Source organism: Granulicella arctica (assembly GCF_025685605.1).
Classification (GTDB): Bacteria; Acidobacteriota; Terriglobia; order Terriglobales; family Acidobacteriaceae; genus Edaphobacter; species Edaphobacter arcticus.
In genome coordinates, this window is the sequence record NZ_JAGTUT010000001.1 from 724,494 (window position 1) to 747,751 (window position 23,258).

Sequence of the window (23,258 nt, forward strand, 5' to 3'; positions counted from 1 at the left end):
GCCGCTCCGCCTCAGTTTCCTGAAGCCACCCGCAAGTCCCCGCCAGTCATCTCCCGCGGCAGATCTAGCCCCAGCAGCCCCAGCACCGTAGGCGAGATATCCCGCAGGCTCCCACCCTCCCGCACCGCTCCACCCTGGTCTGAAACCAGCAGGAACGGCACCGGATTGGTCGTGTGGGCCGTATGTGGACCACCCGTAGCCGGATCGATCAGCATCTCCGCATTGCCATGATCCGCTGTCACCAGCAGGCTGCCACCCCGTTGCCGGATCGCCTGATAGATCCGCCCAAGCTGCGTATCGACCGTCTCCACCGCTCGAATCGTCGGCTCCATCTTGCCTGAGTGTCCGACCATATCCGCGTTCGCGAAGTTCACGATCACCACATCGAACGCCGTATCGTTCACCGCTCGAATCACTGCATCTGCAATCCCCGCTGCCGACATCTCCGGCGCAAGATCATAGGTAGCCACCTTCTGCGATGCCACTAACTCCCGCTCCTCACCCGGAAACGGCTTCTCGATACCGCCATTGAAGAAGTACGTCACGTGCGCATACTTCTCTGTCTCCGCAACTCGCAGGTTTCGCAGATTCGCCTGGGACAACAAGTTCGCCAGCAGGTTGTCCATCGACTCCGCCGGTATCACGATCGGCAGCTTGAAATTCTTGTCATATTGCGTCATGCAGACGTAGTGCAGGTCACGGGGAACAGTGTGCCGCGGAATCTCCATATCCAGCTCCGCAGCCTTCGGAAGTGCGGCCCCGCCATCGGCCGTAAGCCCCGAATTGCGCGTTAGCACCCGCGTGACCTGCCGCACCCGATCCGCTCTGTAGTTGAAGCTGATACAAACATCTTCATCACGAATGAGCCCGACTGGCTGTTGATCGCCGTCGACACAGGTAAACGGCGGCAGAAATTCATCCGTCACGCCATTTGAGTAGCACTCCCGAATCCGTGCCATCGGGTCAGCATAGGAGCCACCTTCAGCCTGGCCGGTCACCATTGCGTCGAAAGCCTGCTTTTCCTTCTCCCATCGCAGGTCACGATCCATCGCAAAGTAGCGCCCCGACAGGCTCGCAAGCCTTCCCACACCATACTCGCGAAACTTCTGCTCCAACTCCTCGACGTAGCCCGCCCCACTCGTCGGCATCGTGTCACGCCCATCCATAAACGCATGCACGAAGACACGCGTCAGCTTATGCTGCGCCGCCATCCGCAGTAGCGCGTAAAGATGTCTCTGGTGCGAATGCACCCCACCGTCGGAAAGCAAGCCAAGCAGGTGCAGAGCCCGCCCCTTTTGTCCTGCAAGCTCGAACGCCCGCGTCAGGGTCGGGTCGGTAAAAAAGCTGCCATCCATCACCGCCGTATCGATGCGCGTCATATCCATCCGCACAATTCGCCCGGCACCAAGATTAAGGTGTCCGACCTCGGAGTTTCCCATCTGCCCATCCGGCAGACCGACGAACTTCTCACTCGCTCGTAGCAGCGTGTTCGGGTACTCCGCCAGCAACTTGTCATAGACAGGCTTCCGCGCCTGCGCGATAGCATTCCCGTGCGTCTCAGCACGGTAGCCCCAGCCATCAAGAATCGTCAAAACAATCGGTTTCGGCATGCAAGCCAAGAATAGCAAGATTGGACAAGCCCGGCACACACGCAATGTCTGACACCCAGACAGCATCACGCAAGCCAGCACAAACGATTTAGTTATATGCTTACCCCGAACTTAAACAGGCCCGCACGACGAGGATTCGATGAGCGCCCCCAAACACCCTCTTCTTACGCACACGCGACAGCCCAACCGCCGTCATTTCCTCTTCGGCGCAGCGGCGAGCTTTTTCGCAGGCACTCGCAACTACGCCTTCGCCGTGCAGTCCCCTTCGGCAATCCATTCCGCAACGATCAGCGCCGTCGAGGTACTCGAACTGCATGGACGTTACACCACCGCAGCCGGCATAGATGGCCAGCCCCAGGTCAACCCGCTCGATGTCTACGACGACCTTCGACCGGCGCCCTACGCCGATAAACCCTCAGGCTCAAAAGAAGTCCACACCACCGCGACCTACCTGCGCATCCGCACCGCAGATGGCATCGACGGACTCTACGGCCCTATTGAGAAGAGCGCCGCGCTCATCGTGCAGGAAGAGTTGCGCCCCTTCCTCATCGGCAAAGATGCGCTCGCGGGCGAAGCTCTCTGGGACGAGATGTACCGCTCCAATCGACAGTCGCGCGATGGCATCTTCATGATGGCCATCAGCGCCGTCGACAACACTCTCTGGGATATTCGTGGCCGCTTCTACAACGTACCCGTGTACCGTCTGCTCGGCGGCCCCACCCGTGCCTCTGTCGAGATGTACGCAAGTTGCCTCGGCTTCTCGCTCGATCCAGATGCAGTCCGCACCCGCTGCCTCGCCATCCAGAAAGAGGGCTTCCGTTACCAGAAATGGTTTATGGGATATGGTCCCGGATCCGGACCCGAAGGCATGCGCAAGAACGTCGAACTCGTCCGCATCCTGCGCGAGACCCTTGGCGATGACGCCGGCATTATGTTCGACGCTTATAGCGGCTGGGATCAGGACTACGCCCTCGAATGGGCGCACCAGGTTGAGAAGTACCGTCCACACTGGATGGAAGAGGTAACCCATCCCGAAAAGATCGACAGCTTCGCAGCCATGCGCCGCAGCACCACCGTACCCATCGCCTCAGGCGAGCATTTCTACGGTCGATGGGAGGTCGAACGCTACCTGCAGGCTGGCGCGCTCTCCGTCGTTCAGGCTGATCCGGAGTGGTGTGGCGGCACCTCCGAACTCCTGCGCATCGGCACCGTCGCCTCCCTCCACGACGTTCCCGTCCTGCCCCACGGACATAGCCTGCGCGCCGCGATCCACGTCATCGCCAGCCAGTCGCCCATGACGTTTCCCATGGGCGAGTACCTCGTCAACAAGATGAAGCATTATCACCACTTCGAGAGCAATCCACTCACGGTGGAGAGAGCCCACATCGCCCTCCCCACCGGCCCCGGATTCAACGTCCAGCTAGACCCCGCGAAGATTGAATCCCAGACCGTCTGGAAGAGCGAGTAGTCTTACTCACCGAAGTTCAGCGACTCAATTCCTAGGAACGCCGCCGACTGGCCAAGCTCTTCCTCGATCCGCAGCAACTGGTTGTACTTCGCAATCCGATCCGTCCGGCTGGCCGAGCCCGTTTTGATCTGTCCCGCACCTGTACCCACTGCCAGATCCGCGATGAACGTGTCTTCCGTCTCGCCGCTCCGATGCGAAATGATGCTCGTGTAGCCATACCGCCGAGCCACTTCAATCGCCTCAAGCGTCTCAGAAACGGTCCCGATCTGGTTCACCTTGATCAGAATCGAGTTCGCCACCTTCTTCTCAATACCCTCGCGCAGCCGTCTCGTGTTCGTCACGAACAGGTCATCCCCCACAAGCTGCACATCGCCGATCTGTTCCGTCATCAGCTTCCAGCCGTCCCAGTCATCCTCCGCCAGTCCATCCTCAAGCGAAACGATCGGATACTGCCGCACCCACGACTCCCAGAAGTTCACCATCTCCGCCGAGGTCTTCTCCGACTTGTCCGATTTCTTGAAGACGTACCGCCCGGTCTCCTTGTTGTAGAACTCGCTCGCTGCTGGATCGAGCGCGAGCGCGATATCCTCACCCGGCCGATAGCCCGCCAACTCAATCGCCTCAAGGATCAGTTCGATCGCCTCGGCATTCGACTTCAACGACGGAGCAAAGCCGCCCTCATCGCCCACCGCCGTGCTGTAACCCTTCTTCTTCAACACGCCCTTCAGGGTATGGAAGACCTCCGTCCCCCACCGCAGCGCATCCGAGAACGTCTCCGCGCCTACCGGCATCACCATGAACTCCTGAAAGTCCACGTTCGAGTCCGCATGCGAACCGCCATTGAGGATGTTCATCATCGGCGTAGGCAGAATGCAGGCATTGACGCCACCAAGATAGCGATACAGCGGAATCTTCAGCGCCTCCGCCGAGGCCCGTGCACAGGCCATCGACACCGCAAGAATCGCATTCGCACCCAGCCGCGACTTGTTCTCCGTACCATCGATCGAGATCATCGTCGCATCGATCAGCCGCTGGTTCGTCGCATCCATCCCTGCAAGCTCCGGCGAAAGAATCGTCTCAACATTCTCGACCGCGTTCAGCACGCCCTTGCCGAGGTAGTGCTCCATATCTCCATCGCGCAACTCGACCGCCTCGTGCTCGCCCGTCGAGGCACCGCTCGGCACCGCGGCACGCCCACGCGCTCCTCCATCCAGAACCACATCAGCTTCAACAGTAGGATTGCCCCGGGAATCGAGAATTTCGCGTGCGTGGATGGAGACGATTTCGGTCATGGCTGTCCTGTTTTCCTTTGAGTTAGGCGTGGCGCGCTGCTGCTGCTGCACGACGCGATGGTTCATGCGGTCGTTCAATTTGGCTCGGCGGTCGACAGCGATTGAGCCACCCGTCGTCCCGCCAATCGACTGCACTAGTTCTACTTCATTCGATTTCACTAGGTCGAATTCTAGCAAGCTCTGAGTGCCACATGCTCACAGACCGGTGAATCCACAGTCTCCATACACACCACAGCCGTAAACCGAAGTCTATTGACCGCGTCGATTCCCTTCGCACGATTTCATCCCGAACCGCCGCGCAACCCTCTACGCTCGACACTAGCGAACCAGATTCTAAACGCGCCCATTTCCACGAAACAGATTTCAACGAACCAGAGGACCCTGCCATGAAGCTCCCGCTCACGACTGCTGCTCTTGCCCTATCGGCTGTTGCTTTTGGACCCGCCACCCTCGCAGCCCACGCGCAGGCCGGGGCGACCGGCGTCTCCCATCCCGACACGACCCCCATCACGGTGGAGTCCAACGACCCCGCGCCGCAGCCACCAGCGACCCATCCAAAGCCCTCCGCCTATGTGCCCTACAGTGCGCCGGCACCCACACCACAGACATACACGGCTGCGCCCGCGCCGAAGCGCTTCAATCCGGATGGCGAGATCGTCACCACCGACACGCCCGTCTCCCAGCAGGGTGAGGACAGCACCTATCGCCCCTATCGCCCGGCAAACGGCTCAGGCCTCACGACACGCGCCGAGGCTGATCCCGATGCTGGCGTTGTGATGGAAGTTCCCCTCGTCGCCGGCGAGATGCCCGAGGGCACGCTCCTCAAAGTCCGCATGAACAACGCCCTCTCCACCATCAGCACGACTCGTGGCAGTGCCTTCTCCGCCACCGTCAGCGACGACGTCTTGCGTGAAGGTCACGTCGTCATCCCGGCAGGCTCTATCCTCGACGGTCAGGTCACCGAGGTGCGCGGAGGCCATCGCATCTCTGGTCGTGCCGCCATCCACCTCGAGCCGCGCCGCGTCACGCTTCCCGACGGCACCTACTACGTCCTCCACGCCCAGGTAACGGATACCGGCGAGCCCAGCAACGTCTCCGTCAATGGCGAGGGCACCATCCTTCGTCGCGATCACGCCAAGGAAACTCTTGCCATCGTCACCGCCACCACCGGCGCAGCAGCCGTAGCCGGAGCCATGATCGGCGGCGGAGTCGGCGCAGCCGTCGGAGCCGGTATCGGCGCAGGAGCCAGCACCATCCTCTGGCTCAAGCAGGATCGCCAGACAGCCCTCCCCCGCAACACGGCTCTCATCTTCTCGCTCACTACCCCTATGCGCATGCGCCCCATGCAGGATGGCGCGCTACTCCGCTAGGCTGCAGCAGCAGTAAAAGGCAACGGCACCTCGCCGTTGCCTTTTTGTTTGCCATTCCCAACCCAAATCTGCAGGCCTAAATCTCTCGAACCTGCGCCAATAACCGCTTCCAGTTTTTCTGATTCTTGCGATAGCTCTTCTTCAGATCCTCAAGAATCCGCTCAAAATCGGCATGGCCCACCAGATTTCGCCATGCCGGATTCTTTGAAAACCATGGGAAATTCTCATTACCCAGGTAGATGGCCCGCCGCAGCCAGTGCAGCGCCTCCGATTCGTCCCCCTCAAGCGCGAAGTAGGTAGCCAGCCGATACGCCATCTCCGCATCGGCCTCAGCCGCCGAAAGCGTCTCATCCACGATGAAGGACGCCGCCTTCTCCCGCTCCCCAAGCTGCACATAGCAAAGCGCAATGGTCGGATAGACAATCCGCAGCGAGTTCTCATCGCTAATTACGTTCTCGAGCGTCTCAATCGCCAGCGACAGGTTTCCCGTCCTCATATATTGATAGCCCAGAGAAATTCGAAGCAGTGGCTGTTTTGGTTCCAGCGTCAAACCCTTCTGGATCTCATCCGCCGCCAGCTCCATCTGGTTCTGGTACTGGTACACCCGCGCGCGATTGTTATAGATCAGCGCCGCATTCGAAGGATTCATACGCAGCGAGATATTGAACTGATCCAGCGCCTCCTCATACATGCCGTCGATCCGCAATGTCTGACCTGCCACAAGATGCACGTTCCAGTCGTTGCCCGCCGTCTGCAGTAGATGTTCAATCCCGTGCCGGGCCGACTCTTTCTCACCCCGAGACAGCAGCATATAGACACGATAAAGATTCGACTCCACCGATCCCGGGTCGAGCGCCAGCGCCTTATCAAACGCCCGCCTCGCCTCAAGCACATGCATCTGGCCACCCAGGCCATGCCGCGCATACTGCAGGTGCGTTATCCCGAGCCCCGACCAGCCCGCCGCATACTGTTCATCCTGCGTCGTCACGCGCTCAAACAACTCCCGCGCCCGGTCAAGATCCTCCCTGCTGCCAGTCCGCGACATGAAGGACGACAGCACGGCACGGGCCTGCAGGTAGTCCTCGGAGATATCCTGCGTCAGCGACCCGCCCCGCGAGACCTCGTTTCCCTGCAGCCCGCCAAACCCCTGTAGCGTGCTGAACACTTCGTTGCAAATCTCTGTCTGCACCGAGATCAGATCGAACGACTCCACGTTGATCGACCCGCCCGCCCGCACACTTTGCGTCGGCACATCGAGCAACTGCCAGTTCAAATCGAACCCGGCATCCGACCGCAGAAAGTTTCCCGCCAGCACAAACTGCACCAATAGCTTTTTTCCGATGCTCAGAGGGTCAAGCTGCTGCGTCGGAACTGCCATCAGAGAACTCGACGGCCGCACCACCAGCGTTGGCATTCGCGCCAGCCGCGCCGCGATGGCATCTGCCAGGGCATACCCGTAGAGCGGCGTGGAATCAGCCCCGCTTACATGGCCGAAGTTGATAAACGGCAACACCACAATGCTGTTCGGCTTGCCCGTGTGCGTCGTATTGCTTTCGCGAAATCGCTCGGCTAGCATCGACAAAATACCCGTCGTGCGCTTCTCTTCCTCCGGCGAATCGAGTTGTAGCCGACCCTGAGAAGACTGCAATCCCCCACCGTTATCCCCCGGCATCGAGATAAAGTCGAGCTGCTTGTTATGCATGATCGTTCGCAACCCCTCGCGAACATCCGCAGCCGAAGCAAATCGCGCCGAAGGCTGCTTCTCCAGGCACCGAAACACAAGGCTCTCAAACTCCACCGGCAGGTTCGGTGCAATCTCCCGCAGCGACGGTGGATCTGCATACTGGATCGCCCGGATGCTCTGGAACTCCTGCGCATCCGGCCGGTGAAATGGATGCCGCCCCGTAGCCAGCTCATACAGAATCAGCCCCAGCGCGAAGATGTCGGACTGCACACTCGACTGCCCGGTCACAAACTGTTCCGGAGCCATATACGCAATCGTCCCGCCCCGTGCTGTATACGTCGCGCCTGGCGCCGGAACCCTTCTGTTTGTCGGTCCCGAAGGATCGAACTCCGTCTGGTCGAGGTTCAGCCGTCGCGCCAACCCGAAGTCAAGAATCTTGATCAATCCGCCATCGGTCAGCATGACGTTCGCCGGCTTCAAGTCACGATGGAAGATTCCCAGATTGTGCGCGGCCGACAGCCCATCCGAGATCTGGATCCCGCACGACAGCACCAGTTGCAGACTCGCCGGACCTGCCGCAATCAGCTTGTCCAGGGATTTGCCCGGGATGTACTGCATGACGATGTACGCCTCGTCCTCACCCTCCGCCTTCGTCTCGCCCACATCGTAGATCGCGCAGACGTTCGGATGGTCGATTGCCGAGGCCAGCCGCGCCTCGCGGAGCTGCGTACTCCGCATCTGCTCCAACGTAAGATTGCCCCGCTTCAGAAGCTTCAATACCACCGGCCGCTGCAGCAGCGTATCGGTAGCCAGAAACACTACGCCGCTGCCACCAGCGCCGATCTTACGGATAAAGTCGTAGTGCTCAATGACGCGACGCTTCATCTCTCCATTATCGCAAGGCCCGATGTGTGAATCGTGAACGCAACGTTCGCTCGCCGAGGCGTGACCCGATTCAGCACTTCGTCCATAGCCTAAGCGGCCTGATTCTGGGTAGCCCAATGCGGTCCCGATTTGGACACCACTCCAAAGAAAGATAGAAAATGTAAGAACGGTCTACACTGAGCGCCACATTTCTGCATCAGAACAAAAGATCAGACATCACCGCCTCAGTGTCCATTTGTTACAGAAATCTCGGCAACTAAGTTTACCCACCACTCAGTATGTAGCTGCGGATTTTGATGACCCCTGCACTCCTTCTCATTGACGACAATGCCATCCAGGCAGCCACCCGGCAGACCATCCTTAAGCGAGCCGGATACTTCGTCATCGCCGCTCTGAATCCGCAGCGCGCCCTCGATCAGTTCCAGCGAAACGAGTTTCAGGAAGAGATCGGCCTGATCATTACCGATCACTTCATGCCTGGCATGACCGGCTCCGAATTTGTCCGCGAACTCCGAAAAGACCACACCGAACTTCCCGTGCTCGTCATCAGCGGCATGGAAGAGGTGGAAGACGAGTACGCCGGCATGAACATCTCGTTCCGCCTCAAACCCCTGATGCCCGACGAACTCTTAAGCAGCGTCCAGACACTACTCGCAGCCAGTCACTCCGTGCGGTAAACGCCGCATCATTGCCCTCGTCCCGCACCCCTGCGAGAATAGTCTTGAGGCAAGGCGACCATGCAAGCACATCCCATGCCGGAGTTTGGCAGCTTCGCCCTGCTCCTGGCCCTCACGCTCTCTGTCTACACCCTGCTCGCCGGGGCGTACTCTCTTTGGCGCCCGTCCGTAGCCGCTGGCCCGGACACCGCAGGCCGCCTCGGTGAGACGGCTCGCCGCGCCGGGATGAGCAGCTTCCTCGCCATGAGCTGCGCCGCGCTCGCCCTGGTCTGGGCCGCCTTCACCAACGACTACTCCGTCTCCTACATCCTGCACCACACCAATAAGGCGCTCCCCGGAGCCTACAAGTTCGCCGCCCTCTGGTCTGGCCAGGAAGGTTCCCTCCTCCTCTGGGCTCTTCTCCTGAGCGCCTACGGCTTCGTCCTCCGCGCCCGCCACCGCGTTGACGTCCGCCTCTCCGCCTACGCCTCCACCATCCTCGCCGGAGTTCAGGTCTTTTTCCTGCTCCTGCTGAACTTCGCCGCTCCACCCTTCGCCATCCAGCCCGGCCCACGCGCGCTCGACGGCTTCGGCCTGAACCCCCTCCTGCAATACCCCGAGATGGTCATGCACCCGCCGATGCTCTATCTCGGCTACGTCGGCTTCTCGGTTCCGTTCGCCTTCGCCCTCGGCGCTCTGATGATGCGCTACCCCGGTGAAAAGTGGATTCACATCACCCGCCGCTGGACCATGGTTACCTGGCTCTTCCTCACCGTCGGCATCTTTCTCGGAGCCCACTGGGCCTATTCCGTTCTCGGCTGGGGCGGCTATTGGGGCTGGGACCCGGTCGAAAACGCCTCCCTCATGCCATGGCTCACTGGCACCGCCTTCCTCCACTCCGTCATGATGCAGGAGAAACGCGGCATGATGAAGTCCTGGAACGTCTGGCTCATCTTCTCCACCTTCATGCTCACGATCCTCGGCACGCTGCTCACCCGCTCCGGCATCGTCAGCTCCGTCCACGCCTTCGCCCAGTCCTCCATCGGCGACTGGTTCTACGGCTTCCTAATCATCGTTTTCGGCATATGTCTTTTTACCTTCTTCAAGCAGCGCGACCACCTCAAGTCCGAGAACAAGCTAGGCTCCCTTGTCTCCCGGGAATCCAGCTTCCTCTTCAATAACCTCGTCCTCCTCGCCGCCTGCTTCACCGTCCTCTGGGGAACCCTCTTCCCCGTCCTCTCCGAATACGTCACTGGCTCGAAGGTCACCGTAGGCGCGCCCTTCTACAATCGCGTCAACATCCCCGTTGGTCTCTTCCTGCTCTTCCTCACCGGCATAGGCCCCCTGCTCGCCTGGCGCTCGACCTCCATCCGCTCCATCCGCAAGAACTTCGTCCTTCCCAGCATCGCCTTCTTCACTATGCTCATCGCGCTGCTCGTCTTCGTGGACCGCCCATGGAACGACGGCGATGACATGCAGTCCATGATCTTCTCCCTCATGACCTTCTCGCTCGCCGCGGGCGTCATCACCGCGATCTCGGCCGAGTTCCTCCGCGGAGCCAACGTCCTCCGCACGCAAACCGGCAAAAGCCTCGCCGCCTCGATCGTCCTCCTCATCCGCCGCAACACCCGCCGCTACGGCGGCTACATCGTCCACTTCGGCATCGTGGTCATGTTTATCGGCATCGCCGGTGGAGCCTTCAATCAGCAAAAGGAACAGGAGATGGGCTACGGCGACACCCTTACGATCGGTGGCTATCGCCTCGTCTGCCAGTCCTTCACCCAGGATTCAAACGCTAACTTCGACACCGAGTACGCTCTCCTCGACGTCTACAAGGGCGGCAAAAAAATCACCCAGCTCACCCCCGAGAAGCGTTTTTATCACGCCAGCGAGACCTACGCGACCATGGTCGCCGACCGCACCACCCTCCAGAACGATCTCTACGTCATCTACGAGGGCAAGAATCCCGACACCGAGAAGCCCATCATCAAGGTCTTCATCAACCCCCTTATTGTCTGGATTTGGATTGGCGTAGCCATCGTAGTCTTCGGCACCTTCGTAGCTCTCGTTCCCAACCTAACTAAAGCGGCCATGACCTCCGCCCCAGCCCGCATCGAGCGCGAAGTTCCCGAAGCCGAGGTCCATCATGCGTAAGCTCTTCGGCTCCCGCCTCCTCCAGGTCGCCGTCCTCACCTGCCTTATGGTCATCATGCTCGGAGCCAGCGGCGCAACCGACCCCGCCGCCCGCTTCAACAAGCTCGGCCACGAGATGATCTGCACCTGCTCCTGCGGCCAAATCCTCATGGAGTGCAACCACGTCGGCTGCCCCGTCTCGGGTCCCATGATCGAAGAGCTCCGCAACCAGATGCTGGTCTCCGGCTCCACCAACACCTCCATCCTCAACTGGTTCGCCGCCAAATATGGTGCAACCGTCCTTGCCTCTCCCATCCGCGGCGGCTTCGACAACGTAGCCTGGATCGCCCCTCTCCTCGTCTTCTTTCTCGCTACCATCGGTACCGCCGTCGTAGTCCGTGTGTGGAAGATGCGCTCCACCTCAACGCCGCTCACGGCCTCCGCTTCCAGCCATCCCGCCGACCAGGCACTCCGCGACCGCATCCGTCGCGAGACGGAGTACTAAATGGGCATCCTTGCCGGCGTAGTCATCACCCTTGGCCTCTTCGCCTACATCTTCTGGCCTGATAACAACCCCTTCCGCCAGCGCGACAAAACTCGTGTCGACTATCTCCGCGAGCGCAAAGAGGCCATCTACGACAACCTCCGCGACCTCAACTTCGAGTTCCTCTCGGGCAAATATCCAGAGCAGGACTACGCCGACCAGCGCTCCACTCTCGAAGATGAAGCCGCCACAGTCATCGCTGAGATGGACACCCTCACGGCCCGAGGCATCACAGGTCGCGCCCGAGCCTAGCCTGCCGCAGTCGCTTTTTTTCGACCATCCCAAAGCGAATTTGCGTCTGCCGTCCCATGCGACATCGGGAACAAACAAATAATCCCCACCGCGTAAATAACCGCACCCAACCACGCCGGTGCAATGTGCGACACGATCAGATAGTTCATCTTGTAGTGCACGCCGATCGCACATCCGAACCCCGTCACGCCACCCACGAGCAGCGCCTGCCACAGCGCCCGGCTAGGGCAAGCTTTCCATACGATCGCCAACACCGTCAGCCCACAACAAGCCAGCCCTCCCCCAAACCCCGCCCGGTCGTGGGCGATCAGCGGAATGAGGTGCAGGTTGATCGCGTTCAGCTCCGCAGCCGTATAACCCAGGTACGTCATATCCTGCGGTACAAACACCACGGTCGACCCGAGGATCGTAATCACCGCACCCGCAACCGCCATCCCCGCACCGACAAACAGCAGGCAGGCGCGCCCAAAGCCCGCTCGCGTCCGGAACGTCAATGGCACAGCCGGTCGCAGCAACGAGCTCAAACCCTCCCTACGCACCGGAAGCAACCGTCGCGTCATCCATATACCCGCGACAAACAACGGCAGCATCCCCGCACTCGCCACCGCATGCCACGTATCAAGATACCCATAGATCAGATACGCCAGAAAACTTAGAAAGCCCCAGCTTCCCGAAAACAGCAGCGTCCACCAGGCCCAGGCTTCCCCGTCGCGCAGCGGAAACGCAATCAACCATAAATACAGCGTCCCAATCGCCATCAGGGTTCCGCCAAAGCTCACGCGATCATGAAAGATAAAGTGGACGACGCGACACGCATGCAACGCGCACAACTCCTGCGGCTGCATCCCGAGGTAGGCCACATCATGCGGCAGAAACGACCCCGTCGCCGACAGGAACAGCGCAAACAGACCAGAGAGTATCAGCCCCAGCGCAACCAGCATCAGCAAAGGCCGTCCATCACCCGCCAGTTCCTTCAGCAGGCCGACTGGCTCAGCAACCGGCGGGGCCTCCGCAGAGTATCTGGTCTTCGTATCAAGATCTCTCATCACCAACCACCGGCCTCAGTCTACAGAACATCGCACCTACACCTTCAGCACACAAGCATCGCTCCGCCAGTACAGTAAACTTGTATTGTGACCTTCCGACCGCGATACACCCTTCTCATCGCCGCCATGGCGACCGTGTCTGCTCTCGCACTCCCAGCGAACGCCGCCTCCTCCATCACCGGCACCGTCACCAACAAGACGAACAACAAGCCCGCCGCCGGAGACGACGTCACGTTGATCCGCCTCGCGCAGGGTATGCAAGAGTCCACGCATACCAGGACCGACAGCAAGGGCCGCTTTACCCTCGACGTCCCCGACGAAGGCATCCACCTCGTCCGCGTCACCCACGACAAGGCGAACTACTTCCGCCCCGCACCTCCCGGCACCCAGTCCGTTGAGATCGACGTCTTCAACGCAGCCACGCACGTCACCGGCGTCACAGGCGAAGCCGACGTCATGCGCATTCAATCCGATCCCGGCGGCAACAGCCTCCGCATCGTCGAGAACTTCTTCGTCAAAAACGAGTCCACCCCACCCATGACGCAGATGAGCGACCGGCCGTTCGAGTTCTACCTTCCCGCCGGAGCGATCGTCGAAGGCTCCGCCGCCCTATCGCCCGGCGGTATGCCCGTCCAGGCCGCGCCAGTCCCCCTCGGCGATCAGCCCAACCACTACGCCTTCGTGTTCCCCATCCGCCCCGGCGAAACCCGCTTCCAGATCACTTACAAGATCAACTACACCGGCACCTTCAAGTTCTCGCCGCGCCTCGTCCTGCCCACCGACACCATCGCCATCATGATGCCGAAGAGCATGAAGTTCGACGCTGGCAAGACCACCTCATACTCCCCCGTCACCGAAGAGACCACCGCGCAGACCTACGTAGCCCGCACCGTCGTTCCTTCCGAACCCCTCGACTTCACCGTCTCAGGCACTGGCCAGCTCCCCCGCGATCCCGCCCCCGGGGCAGGTGGCACAGGCGCAGGCGACGCCACCGGCTCACCCGTCGGCGCAACAGCGGGCGACACAACCCGCCCCGCCCCCGGCACCGCCGCCAATGACACCCGCCCCGGCGGTGGTCTCGGCAACCCCATCGATCCAGACGGAGATAATGACCCGTGGTCCAAGTACAAGTGGTGGATTCTCGGTGGTCTCGGTCTCGCCCTGGCTGCGGGAGCGGGCTTCATGCTCAAAGCTCCTGGTGCAAAATACATCGCCACCTCGCCGCTTCCCAACAATCCTGCAGCCCCTGATCCCACAGCGCCCTTCGTCGGCCAGGGTTCCAGCACCGTACTGGCCGCCCTCAAGGAAGAGCTCTTCGCTCTCGAAACCGACCGCCTTCAGGGCCGCATCACCGAAGCTCAATACCTGTCCAACAAGTCAGCCCTGGAAACGGTCCTCGGGCGCGCTCTAAGCCGCATTGAAGGTGCACCCCTCTGATCTGCGGTCCTGAGCGAAGCCCGCGCTACAACCCGCCTTGGGCTATGAGTCCACTAAACCAGTAAAATAGAACGAGAAAACAGAAGCAACAACTGGTGCGCCTTACTGGAATTAAAGTGCAGGTCGTGATGCTAAGTCCCCTCAATCGAATACTTTGGGTATAACTCGCCCGGAATGAATACTTTAGGTGGAACCGAGCATGCATCTCGCTCATTCTGAACCAGTTAGCTGGACTTACCATTCGTAAAGTACACCGGGTACAAGGCACGAGGAGACGAACAGGAGTGACGACGACCCTACGCGCAATTCGCCTCCTGACCATCGTGCTCTGGGTTGGCAGCCTGCTCTTCTTCGCCTTCGTCCTTGCTCCGGTTGCCTTTCACGTTCTACCCAGCACCCACGAAGCTGGACTTGTAGTCGGCGGAACGCTGATCGTCCTGCACCGCATCGGCCTCATCTGCGGCACGCTTTTCCTCATCGCCACCCTGGTTCTCAGGCCCAGGCTCTACACGATGCAGACCGCCTTAATCGTCTTCATGCTCGCCGTCACCATCTACCTCCAGTTCAGCGTTCTTCCCAAAATGGAGCGTGACCGAGCCGAAGTTGGAGGCGACATAACGGCAGCGGCCATCGACAATCCAGCCCGGGTCGACTTCGACCGCCTCCATCCGCTTTCGGAAAAGGTCGAAGGAGCCGCCCTCTTCGCCGGTCTCGCAATCGTGCTCCTTATGGCTGCTGAATTACCAAAGCAGCTTCCCAAGTGACCACCAACTTCTGGCTCAGCATCGCGCTTGGTCTGGGCGCAGGACTAGCTGATTATCTCGGCGGCTTCCTCCTAGTGCGCCGCTCGCCATCGATCCGCGCTCTACGCTACTTCGTCGCCCTCGGCGCTGGCTTCATGCTCGCCGCCGCCATCCTCGAGATGGTCCCCGAAGCAATGCACGTCAACCAGAGATGGGCACCTGCGCTCATCCTCCTCGGCTACTGCGGCGTTCACCTGCTCGAGCACACGCTCGTTCCGCACTTCCACTTTGGCGAAGAGACGCATCACCATGAGTTCATGTCGCCGAAGACAAGCTACTCCGTTCTCCTTGGCCTCGCGACGCACACCTTCTTCGATGGCATCGCCATCGGCTCCGGCTTCGTCCTCTCGAACTGGCTTGGCTGGATCATCTTCATCGCCGTCTTCCTTCACAAGATTCCTGAAGGCTTTACAGTCGCATCGGTCATGCTCGCGGGCGGCCAAAGCCAGCGAGCCGCGCTCAACTCCGCACTATTCCTCGGTGCAACGACAGTTCTCGGCGTCCTTGTCATCTCGCTCGTCCCGCGTCTCGTCTGGATCGGCCTTCCGCTTTCCGCAGGAGTCACGATCTACGTCGCCGCAACCGATCTCGTTCCCGAGGTCAACCGAGAACCCGGCGTTCGCATGGCGCTCATCTTCTTCGCCGGAGTGCTTGTGTTCTTCCTCCTGCGCCTTCTCGCCCCGGCCTGAATCACTGAACGCTTAGCGTCACCAAAGCCGTATGCTGCAGAATCGCGCCGCTCGGTGTCGTAGCCGTTCCAGTCACAGTAATCGGATAGCTCACCAAAGCCGCCGAACCGCCTGCCGTAACCACCCGATCACCGCAACCAGCCAGCAGCAGGCATGAAAGCATCACCGCACCCACGAATCTCCTTCGCCACCAGAACGGCAGCAGCGAACAGACCACCCCTGCAAAGATCGCCACCGCTCGATTCGCAGCAGCAGCCTTCGACGTCTGTACCGTCAACGTAAACGTGGTCACCGCACCGCCCGGCGGTAGATAAGCCGGGTTGAAGCTGGCTGTAAATCCAACCGGTAAAGCCGAAGCCGCCAGCACAATCGGGCTCGACAGCGCGACCCCCTGCGTCTGGGCCGCGAAGCTAAAGCTCGCCGCACCACCTGACGCAATCGTCTGCCCCGACGGCCCTGTCAAAGCCAACACAAAGTCGCCAGTAGCACCCAGTGTCACAGCAATCTCCAGCGAAGTAGCCGTACTCTCTAGAAAGTTGCCATCGCCCGCATAAGCCAGACTCAGCGCATGTGAACCGATACCAAGCGCACTCGTCGCAAAGCTCGCCGCACCACCTGAAAGCGGCACCGTCGCAACCAACGCGCCGCCATCCAGCACAGCCGCAGTCCCGGTCGGGGTTCCGCTCGTTGCACTTACAACCTTCATGGAGAAGGTCAATGGCGTCCCCGCAACAACGCTCGTCGATGCGCTCGTAATTGTAGCTACACTCGAAGCCTTGCCAATCGTCACAGCCGCGCCAATGAGCGGAACGAGTCGATAGTTCCCTGCTGCAGTCCCGGTCAGTGCTCCATTCACCGAATACGAGCCAACAGGTGAAAGCGTAGTCGCAGCCGTAGAAAGCACCAGCGCGACGGTCGCTGCATCCTGTGACAGAACGCCGCTCAGCGACGCGGTCAACACGGGAACAACTTGCCCATAGATTATGCTCGTCGACACCGCAGATCCAGTCACGGACAGAGGTGCAACGGTAATTTGACTCACGAAGCTCTGAGCCGCCGCATGGCTCAAATCGCCCGAATATCTCGAGAAAACCTGATGCACTCCGGCGCTCAGCCCCGGCAAGCTCACCACAGCTACATTGTTTGTAAGCGTCGTAGATCCGAGCGTATTCGTTCCCATCGCAACGCTCTCAAAAAAGGTGACGCCGCCCGTTGCCGCACCGCTCGTAGACAGCGTCGCCGTCAGCAAACTCGTTCCATAGGTCATCGTCGAAGGCGACGCCATCATCAGCGAGCCTTGCAGCGCCGCACCGAGGCCCGCGATCGTCACAATCACGTCCGCAGCATTAATCTGCCGCACCCGTTCGTTACCTGCATCCGCGAGCGTCACGAGCCCTGCAGGCGAGATTGCTGTTCCTCGAGGCGTATTCAACCCGGAAGCCGGAGCAAGCCCCCCATCACCAGAAAGCGTTTGTGTTCCATCCCCCGCAACCGTCGTCATTGTGCCATCAATCGCAATCCGTCGAACACGCTGATTATTCGCATCCGCCACGTACACGTTTCCGGCAGCATCGACCGACAAGCCCCTGGGCAGCGCCAGTAATGCCTTTGCAGCAACACCACCATCGCCCGCGAACCCCGCGTTTCCGGTGCCTGCAACGGTCGATATGAGCCCTGCGACACTCACCTTACGAACGCGATGATTGTGCATGTCGGCGAGGTAAAGATTGCCTGTCACATCCACAGCGAGGCCGCTCGGCGAGTCGATGGGCGCAGCAATCGCCGGACCACCATCGCCCGAAAACCCCTGTAATCCACTCCCCGCAAAGGTCGTGATTACTCCCGTAGCGATTGCCACCTGGCGAATGCGATGATTGCGTGAATCAGCGATAAAAAGATTGCCGCTTCCATCAAGCGCCAACGCTGCAGGCTGATCGAGCCTCGCCCGCGTAGCTGCGCCGCCATCACCACCGAAACCTGCAAGGCCGTTGCCTGCAACCGTTGACATCATTCCTGAGATCGCATCGATCCGGCGAACCCGCTGATTGTGAGAGTCAGCGATGAACACATTGCCCGCCGTATCAACCACAATGCCCGTTGGAGAATCCAACCTCGCGGCAGCCGCCGAACCGCCGTCACCCGAGAATCCCTGGGTTCCGTTTCCCGCAATCGTTGTGATGGCTCCCGTCAAATCCACACGGCGGATCACATGACGATTCGTCTCGGCCAGAAAGAGATTTCCCTGCCCATCGAAGGCAATCGCGCCTGGCAACAGCAGCGGAACCGAGAGCGCTGGAATTGCCTGACCCCAGCCGCTTCCTACAAGACACAGCAAAGCCACGATCCACAAGGAACCACTAGTACAGCACAGCGGGAGTTTCCTGCTCAGCGTTCCCATGGCGTTTGTTTACTGGAAGCTCCGATTTTAGCCTATCGGCGTCTCACCACTCTCGCCGACATCGTCCGTCCAGTTGCAGCCGCACTTGTGACATCGCCGCGAGTCCTTCGTCACCGGACTTGGCAGCGGAAAGCCAAGCAGGAGGATCGACGTTGCGCCGACCTTCGTATCCAGCGTCTCAGAGCTGATATCGAGTGATCCACACTGCGGACAACGCGGCTGTTCGTAGTCCGCCTCGCCTTCCACAGCGATCGACTCTGGAATCGGCTGCGACAGAATCGCCTCCGCAGCCTCGACATCCCGGTCAGCAACCTGCAGACGAATGCCGCCCATCAGGTTCGACCAAAGCCAGTCAATCCGCACCGTATTCTCATCGCGCAGGAAGCAGTCGATGCCGGCTGACTCAAGCGCACTTCGTGCCATCGCCGCCTCGGAGGAATCGCGGTAGCGTCGAAGCACCGTCACTCCGCTAAGTGGCTCTTCTTCATCCGCGACCAAAGGAATCTCGAGCGACCTTCGGGTAAACTCAGCCCGCACCAACGCCTGCATCTCATCCGTCAGTGAGCCGTACTCCGCGCCTAGACGTTCTACCGCTGCATCGTCCATTTGCTGCATCTGCAAGGCCAAAGCAACGTAGTCAGGGGCCGCATCGTTCGTGCTGAAGCTCACTCGGCCACCGTTCTATTGCGGAGCTCGCCCAGGCCTTCAATGGTAATTACGACCTCCTCATCCGGCTTCAGCCATCGCTGCGGAGTACGCCCAAGCCCAACACCCTCGGGTGTTCCCGTGCTCACGATGTCGCCAGCCTCGAGCGGCGTCAAGCTGGAAAGATGCGCAATAAGCGCGGGAATCTTGAAGATCAGATCGCTTGTGTTCGAGTTTTGTAGTGTCTCGCCATCGATCGTCAGTCGAATCGATAGGGCGTGTGGATCAGCGATCTCGTCGGCAGTCGTAATTGTCGGACCCATCGGGGTAAAGCTTGGAAACGACTTGCCCAAGGTCCACTGTGACGTTGCAAGCTGCACATCGCGTGCGCTCACATCATTAACGATCGTGTAACCGAAGACGTACTCCATCGCCGATTCTGCAGAAATCTGATATCCAGGCTTCCCGATCACGAATGCCATCTCCGCCTCGTAGTCCGGCTGCGTGCTGATCTTTGGCAGCACGATTGGCTCTCCGGTAGCAACCACGGAACTCGAGAGCTTCATGAAGACCGTTGGCACCTTCTGCACCGCCATCTTCGACTCAGCCGCGTGACTCTGATAGTTCAGACCGATGGCGAAGATTCGCGGCGGGCGTGGTATAGGCGCATGCAGCGTAACATCAGCCAGCGGAATACGTATGCCTGTCTGCAAGGTGGCCTGCGCGCCGTCGAGCCCTTTCGATCCATCTTCAATCAAGGCTAGTACCGTCTTATAGCCCAAGCCGGAAAGATCAACGACTTCATTCTCATTCACCAGAACACCCGGCGTGGGAACAGGAGAAGTGGCAGCGGTAAACGTAACGAATTTCATGCGTGAGCAGCTCCAAAGGTAACGATCGGATTGATGGCAACAACGTACCTAGAGCATACCGCGCCAGTCGATGTTAGATTCATCAGCAGCACCGGGAGAGACTCGTCTCTCGATGTTGCGGGCTTTACACCGTCAACCCACTGAAGGCGAAGCTGCAATCATTCGCGGGACAACTGATCGTTCCGTCCGACCGTCACATCCTTTTGGGAGATAGATTCCATGATTCTGGGCATTGCACCATTCCGCCGTACGACGATTCCCGCGACACTTCTTCTAAGTTTTGCCCTGGTGCTGAGCGGGTGCAAACATGCTGCTGCGCCTGCTGCCGGAGTGCGCAACTCTGACGGCTCCATAACGAACGCAGATGGCTCGATTACCTATCCGGCTGGCACAATTCCTTCTGCACCTGTACAGACGCCTACTAGGAATGCTGACGGCTCAATCACAAATCCTGACGGTTCCGTCACCTACCCGGCAGGGTCGACCCGCGCGGAGAAGGCGCAACAATCGCCCGCTCCGCAGGCAGTTCAGACCCAGACCCAGCCTGCCCCTGTTGAGAGGCAGGCACCCCCGCCACCCCCGCCCGTCCTGCGAGTGGTCCGAAGCGGAGCAGCAATTCCTGTCACCATCACAGAGACGCTTAGCGCAAGTAGGAACAACGCAGGAGATACGTTTACGGGCGTTCTGCGCCGTGATGTCACTACTGCAAGTGGTGAAGTGGTCTTTGCCCGCGGAACGCAGGTGTATGGTGTGATCGCTGCTGCGAAGGGCAAGGGCCGGTTCAAGGGTGCTGGCGATCTGGCGATTGAACTGACGCGCATCGGGGGAACTCGCGTAAGCACGACCGAGTATGAGGCAGTCAACAAAGGTCGTGGCAAGCGTACCGCAGGGTTTGTTGGCGGCGGTGGTGGTCTTGGAGCCATCATCGGCGGTATTGCAGGAGGCGGAAAAGGAGCCCTCATCGGAGGACTGGCTGGTGCCGGTGCAGGTACGGCAGGTGCGGCCTACACAGGAAATCGCGATGTCGTCATCCCCTCCGAGTCTGCAGTGACTTTTACGCTCACGGAAGCGATCTCGGTTCGATAGCAGCGCTTGCACTGAAAGGACGGCGGCCTGCGGGTCGCCGTTCCTGTTTAATCCTGAGATCAGCTTTGAACGACTAAGATGAAAGCATGCGTCTAACCCCTGTATTCCTTCTCTCCGCAACCGACGCCGCCCACTTCCCTGGCGAGGCGAAGACCTACGGTGCACCGGAGATTGCGTTTCTCGGCCGCTCGAATGTGGGCAAATCCTCCCTGATCAATGCTCTTCTGGGCTCGAAAGAGGCACACGTCTCCTCGACCCCGGGCCGTACCCGTGCCATCAACTTCTTCGCCCTGCATGAGGGCGCCGGCGAGAAGATGAAGCAAAAGCCCACGCTCATCTTTGCCGATCTACCCGGCTACGGCTATGCAAAGATCTCGAAGTCCATCTCGGCGGAGTGGCCGAAGTTCATTGAGCCCTATCTCGCCGAGCGAGAGGCACTCGCCCTCGGAATCTGTCTGGTCGATACCAACATTCCTCCCCAGCCAAGCGATACGCAACTGATCCACTACTTTCAACAGACCCAGCGACCGTATCTGGTCGTCGGAACAAAAGCCGACCGACTCTCCAACAATGTTCTCGCGAAGTCGATTGCCGCGTTGAAGCGCTTCCACGAGATCGACGAGGTCCTACCTATCTCCGCCAAGACTGATGCAGGAACCAAGGCGCTCTGGGGTCGCCTTATGGCGGTCGCCGGCTAACTGCCTGCGGCATGCCTTGGATATTAGGCGACCACGAAAGTACTTCGGGCCGCCCTCCTATCTGGATATCGGCGTTAGTCTCCGTAGTAGTCAAGGCCGAGATGCGTGATCAAATCTTCACCCATAATGTGCCGTAGCGTATTTTTCATCTTCATCGATTGAATAAACAAATCATGCTCCGGGTAAACGCCCCTGGCTGAATCTGGCGCTTTGAAGTAAAAGCTGAGCCACTCCTGGATACCAAGTCCGCACAGGCTAGGCGTTCGCGCTGCAAGATCCATAAAGAGAATCAGGTCGAGCGCAAGCGGCGCTGCAAGGATCGAATCGCGGCAGAGAAAGTCCACCTTCAACTGCATCGGATAGCCGAGCCAGCCGAAGATGTCGATATTATCCCAGCCCTCTTTGTTGTCACCACGCGGCGGGTAATAGTTGATGCGCACCTTGTGGTACAGATCCTTGTACAGATCGGGATAAAGCTCCGGTTGCAGGATGATATCGAGCACGCCAAGCTTCGATTCTTCTTTGGTCTTGAACGACTCAGGATCGTCCAGAACTTCGCCATCGCGATTGCCGAGAATATTAGTGGAGTACCACCCCGCCACACCTAGCATGCGCGTCTTGAACGCAGGCGCCAGCACCGTCTTGATGAAAGTCTGTCCTGTCTTGAAGTCCTTGCCGCAGATCGGTGCGTTCATTTTCTTCGATAACTCATTGAGCGCAGGAATATCGACGGTAAGGTTCGGAGCACCGTTCGCAAACGGAATTCCTTCCTTCAAGGCGGCCCAGGCATAGAGCATCGACGGGGAGATATTTGGATCATCCTCAACCAGTCCTTTTTCAAACGCCTCCAGAGTCTGGTGAACCGCCGTCTGCTGCAGGAAAATCTCGGTCGACCCACACCAGATCATTACCTGGCGGTCCGTCTTCGTCTTGAACTCTGCGATGTCATTGCGAATCTGGTTCGCAAGATCGCACTTATTTTTGCCGGTTTTAATCTTCTTTCCGGTCAGCCGTTTGACGTAATGCTGATCAAAGACCGCCGGCATCGGCTCGATGGATTCCAGATACGGCCGGATGGACTCAAGCTGGTCACGGTCGAGCACCTGGGCCGTCTTCGCAGCGTCGTAGAGATTGCCGCCGAAGATGTCCCACCCAGTGAAGACCAGGTCGTCGAGTTGCGCGATAGGCGTGAAGTCTTTAATCAGCGGACTTTTTGCATCGGTGCGCTTTCCCAACCGAATAGTGCCCATCTGCGAGATTGATCCGATAGGCTTTGCGAGTCCCTTGCGTATAGCTTCGACGCCGGCGATCAGGGTAGTAGCAACGGCTCCCATCCCGGGGATCATGACGCCAAGTTTTCCGGTGGCGGGCTTGATGCTGGCCGCCTCACGTCCAGCGGCTTCTGGTGTAGACATTTTTGGCAATTTCCTTCTAGCTGCGATGTTCCGAGCAGGCTCGGACAGGTCAGTATTACCCGTCGCAAAGCACCAGCGCAAACCGGGAAGAGCGTGACCGGTAACTTAGCGGAAAGCTGCTAAACCCGCATTTCTATTGCACCATGCAACTAGAGGTGTCACTCGAAATAGAGAGGAGTTTAGGTAGAACAGGCTCGAGACGAATACCTCAAAATGTCTGCCCCAGGCGTCGTGAGCGGCGGGGCAAACGTCGCTCGCTGATGCACATTACCCGT

The 23,258-nt window shown here is 59.5% G+C and carries 19 protein-coding genes; 11 read left to right on the plus strand and 8 right to left on the minus strand.

Features of this window, described 5'->3' with window-relative positions; genetic code table 11:
* Nucleotides 1-11: 11 nt before the first annotated feature.
* Nucleotides 12-1,610 (minus strand): 2,3-bisphosphoglycerate-independent phosphoglycerate mutase, encoded by a 1,599-nt coding sequence (gene gpmI, locus OHL20_RS02940; RefSeq protein ID WP_263381720.1) that lies wholly within the window; start codon nt 1,608-1,610, stop codon nt 12-14.
* Nucleotides 1,611-1,749: 139 nt separating this feature from the next.
* On the opposite strand from gpmI, the gene OHL20_RS02945 reads away from it, so the two are divergent.
* Nucleotides 1,750-3,078, plus strand: a complete 1,329-nt coding sequence (locus OHL20_RS02945; RefSeq protein ID WP_263381721.1) for an enolase C-terminal domain-like protein — start codon at nt 1,750-1,752, stop codon at nt 3,076-3,078.
* 2 nt (nt 3,079-3,080) lie between these two features.
* Here the strand turns inward: OHL20_RS02945 and eno are convergent, their stop codons facing one another.
* Entirely contained in the window at nt 3,081-4,370 is a 1,290-nt protein-coding gene (gene eno / locus OHL20_RS02950) for a phosphopyruvate hydratase (protein ID WP_263384939.1), read from the minus strand.
* 386 nt (nt 4,371-4,756) lie between these two features.
* Here eno and OHL20_RS02955 point away from each other — a divergent pair, with 386 nt between their 5' ends.
* The gene (locus tag OHL20_RS02955) at nt 4,757-5,740 is read left to right on the plus strand and encodes a superantigen-like protein SSL4 (protein ID WP_263381722.1); all 984 of its coding nucleotides are present in this window, start codon (nt 4,757-4,759) and stop codon (nt 5,738-5,740) included.
* A 76-nt stretch (nt 5,741-5,816) separates the two neighbouring features.
* Here OHL20_RS02955 and OHL20_RS02960 read toward each other — a convergent pair whose 3' ends face one another.
* Nucleotides 5,817-8,309 (minus strand): serine/threonine-protein kinase, encoded by a 2,493-nt coding sequence (locus tag OHL20_RS02960; protein ID WP_263381723.1) that lies wholly within the window; start codon nt 8,307-8,309, stop codon nt 5,817-5,819.
* 296 nt (nt 8,310-8,605) lie between these two features.
* Here OHL20_RS02960 and OHL20_RS02965 point away from each other — a divergent pair, with 296 nt between their 5' ends.
* The 4 genes from OHL20_RS02965 to OHL20_RS02980 are packed head-to-tail and all read left to right on the plus strand — an operon-like array spanning nt 8,606 to nt 11,894.
* Nucleotides 8,606-8,986: a response regulator gene (locus tag OHL20_RS02965; protein ID WP_263381724.1), complete on the plus strand. Its 381-nt coding sequence runs from the start codon at nt 8,606-8,608 to the stop codon at nt 8,984-8,986.
* Between the two features lie 60 nt (nt 8,987-9,046).
* Complete coding sequence (locus tag OHL20_RS02970) at nt 9,047-11,119, plus strand: heme lyase CcmF/NrfE family subunit (protein ID WP_263381725.1); 2,073 nt, start codon at nt 9,047-9,049, stop codon at nt 11,117-11,119.
* Nucleotides 11,112-11,603, plus strand: coding sequence for a cytochrome c-type biogenesis protein (locus tag OHL20_RS02975; RefSeq protein WP_263381726.1), 492 nt, complete (start codon nt 11,112-11,114; stop codon nt 11,601-11,603). The genes OHL20_RS02970 and OHL20_RS02975 overlap by 8 nt, the downstream gene beginning before the upstream one ends.
* Nucleotides 11,604-11,894, plus strand: a complete 291-nt coding sequence (locus OHL20_RS02980) for a hypothetical protein (RefSeq protein WP_263381727.1) — start codon at nt 11,604-11,606, stop codon at nt 11,892-11,894.
* Here the strand turns inward: OHL20_RS02980 and OHL20_RS02985 are convergent.
* Complete coding sequence (locus OHL20_RS02985) at nt 11,891-12,940, minus strand: hypothetical protein (RefSeq protein WP_263381728.1); 1,050 nt, start codon at nt 12,938-12,940, stop codon at nt 11,891-11,893. The genes OHL20_RS02980 and OHL20_RS02985 overlap by 4 nt on opposite strands.
* Before the next feature lie 87 nt (nt 12,941-13,027).
* On the opposite strand from OHL20_RS02985, the gene OHL20_RS02990 reads away from it, so the two are divergent.
* The 3 genes from OHL20_RS02990 to OHL20_RS03000 all read left to right on the plus strand — a co-directional run bounded on the left by OHL20_RS02990 (nt 13,028) and on the right by OHL20_RS03000 (nt 15,869).
* Complete coding sequence (locus OHL20_RS02990; protein ID WP_263381729.1) at nt 13,028-14,377, plus strand: carboxypeptidase-like regulatory domain-containing protein; 1,350 nt, start codon at nt 13,028-13,030, stop codon at nt 14,375-14,377.
* 284 nt (nt 14,378-14,661) lie between these two features.
* Nucleotides 14,662-15,141 (plus strand): DUF4149 domain-containing protein, encoded by a 480-nt coding sequence (locus OHL20_RS02995; RefSeq protein ID WP_263381730.1) that lies wholly within the window; start codon nt 14,662-14,664, stop codon nt 15,139-15,141.
* Nucleotides 15,138-15,869 carry a ZIP family metal transporter gene (locus OHL20_RS03000; RefSeq protein ID WP_263381731.1) on the plus strand — a complete coding sequence of 244 codons (732 nt, stop codon included), beginning with the start codon at nt 15,138-15,140 and terminating at the stop codon, nt 15,867-15,869. Before OHL20_RS02995 ends, OHL20_RS03000 begins: the two co-directional genes overlap by 4 nt.
* Nucleotide 15,870: 1 nt before the next feature.
* Here the strand turns inward: OHL20_RS03000 and OHL20_RS03005 are convergent, their stop codons facing one another.
* From OHL20_RS03005 to OHL20_RS03015, 3 genes are all read right to left on the minus strand, one after another.
* The gene (locus OHL20_RS03005; protein WP_263381732.1) at nt 15,871-18,204 is read right to left on the minus strand and encodes an NHL domain-containing protein; all 2,334 of its coding nucleotides are present in this window, start codon (nt 18,202-18,204) and stop codon (nt 15,871-15,873) included.
* Between the two features lie 90 nt (nt 18,205-18,294).
* Nucleotides 18,295-18,936 (minus strand): putative signal transducing protein, encoded by a 642-nt coding sequence (locus OHL20_RS03010; RefSeq protein WP_263381733.1) that lies wholly within the window; start codon nt 18,934-18,936, stop codon nt 18,295-18,297.
* Nucleotides 18,933-19,784, minus strand: a complete 852-nt coding sequence (locus OHL20_RS03015) for a fumarylacetoacetate hydrolase family protein (RefSeq protein WP_263381734.1) — start codon at nt 19,782-19,784, stop codon at nt 18,933-18,935. The genes OHL20_RS03010 and OHL20_RS03015 overlap by 4 nt, the downstream gene beginning before the upstream one ends.
* Nucleotides 19,785-20,003: 219 nt before the next feature.
* On the opposite strand from OHL20_RS03015, the gene OHL20_RS03020 reads away from it, so the two are divergent.
* Both OHL20_RS03020 and yihA read left to right on the plus strand, forming a co-directional pair.
* A complete protein-coding gene (locus OHL20_RS03020; protein ID WP_263381735.1) occupies nt 20,004-20,870 on the plus strand; it encodes a hypothetical protein in 867 nt (288 codons plus the stop codon).
* A gap of 86 nt (nt 20,871-20,956) precedes the next feature.
* Nucleotides 20,957-21,568, plus strand: a complete 612-nt coding sequence (gene yihA / locus OHL20_RS03025; protein ID WP_263381736.1) for a ribosome biogenesis GTP-binding protein YihA/YsxC — start codon at nt 20,957-20,959, stop codon at nt 21,566-21,568.
* 74 nt (nt 21,569-21,642) lie between these two features.
* Here yihA and OHL20_RS03030 read toward each other — a convergent pair whose 3' ends face one another.
* Nucleotides 21,643-22,983 carry an inositol-3-phosphate synthase gene (locus OHL20_RS03030; protein WP_263381737.1) on the minus strand — a complete coding sequence of 447 codons (1,341 nt, stop codon included), beginning with the start codon at nt 22,981-22,983 and terminating at the stop codon, nt 21,643-21,645.
* Between the last annotated feature and the right edge of the window lie 275 nt (nt 22,984-23,258).

Coding starts and splice junctions, on each gene's coding strand:
- gpmI (WP_263381720.1), bottom strand. CDS start 1,610: ATGCCGAAACCGATTGTTTTGACGATTCTTGATGGCTGGGGCTACCGT.
- OHL20_RS02945 (WP_263381721.1), top strand. CDS start 1,750: ATGAGCGCCCCCAAACACCCTCTTCTTACGCACACGCGACAGCCCAAC.
- eno (WP_263384939.1), bottom strand. CDS start 4,370: ATGACCGAAATCGTCTCCATCCACGCACGCGAAATTCTCGATTCCCGG.
- OHL20_RS02955 (WP_263381722.1), top strand. CDS start 4,757: ATGAAGCTCCCGCTCACGACTGCTGCTCTTGCCCTATCGGCTGTTGCT.
- OHL20_RS02960 (WP_263381723.1), bottom strand. CDS start 8,309: ATGAAGCGTCGCGTCATTGAGCACTACGACTTTATCCGTAAGATCGGC.
- OHL20_RS02965 (WP_263381724.1), top strand. CDS start 8,606: ATGACCCCTGCACTCCTTCTCATTGACGACAATGCCATCCAGGCAGCC.
- OHL20_RS02970 (WP_263381725.1), top strand. CDS start 9,047: ATGCAAGCACATCCCATGCCGGAGTTTGGCAGCTTCGCCCTGCTCCTG.
- OHL20_RS02975 (WP_263381726.1), top strand. CDS start 11,112: ATGCGTAAGCTCTTCGGCTCCCGCCTCCTCCAGGTCGCCGTCCTCACC.
- OHL20_RS02980 (WP_263381727.1), top strand. CDS start 11,604: ATGGGCATCCTTGCCGGCGTAGTCATCACCCTTGGCCTCTTCGCCTAC.
- OHL20_RS02985 (WP_263381728.1), bottom strand. CDS start 12,940: ATGAGAGATCTTGATACGAAGACCAGATACTCTGCGGAGGCCCCGCCG.
- OHL20_RS03015 (WP_263381734.1), bottom strand. CDS start 19,784: ATGAAATTCGTTACGTTTACCGCTGCCACTTCTCCTGTTCCCACGCCG.
- OHL20_RS03020 (WP_263381735.1), top strand. CDS start 20,004: ATGATTCTGGGCATTGCACCATTCCGCCGTACGACGATTCCCGCGACA.
- yihA (WP_263381736.1), top strand. CDS start 20,957: ATGCGTCTAACCCCTGTATTCCTTCTCTCCGCAACCGACGCCGCCCAC.
- OHL20_RS03030 (WP_263381737.1), bottom strand. CDS start 22,983: ATGTCTACACCAGAAGCCGCTGGACGTGAGGCGGCCAGCATCAAGCCC.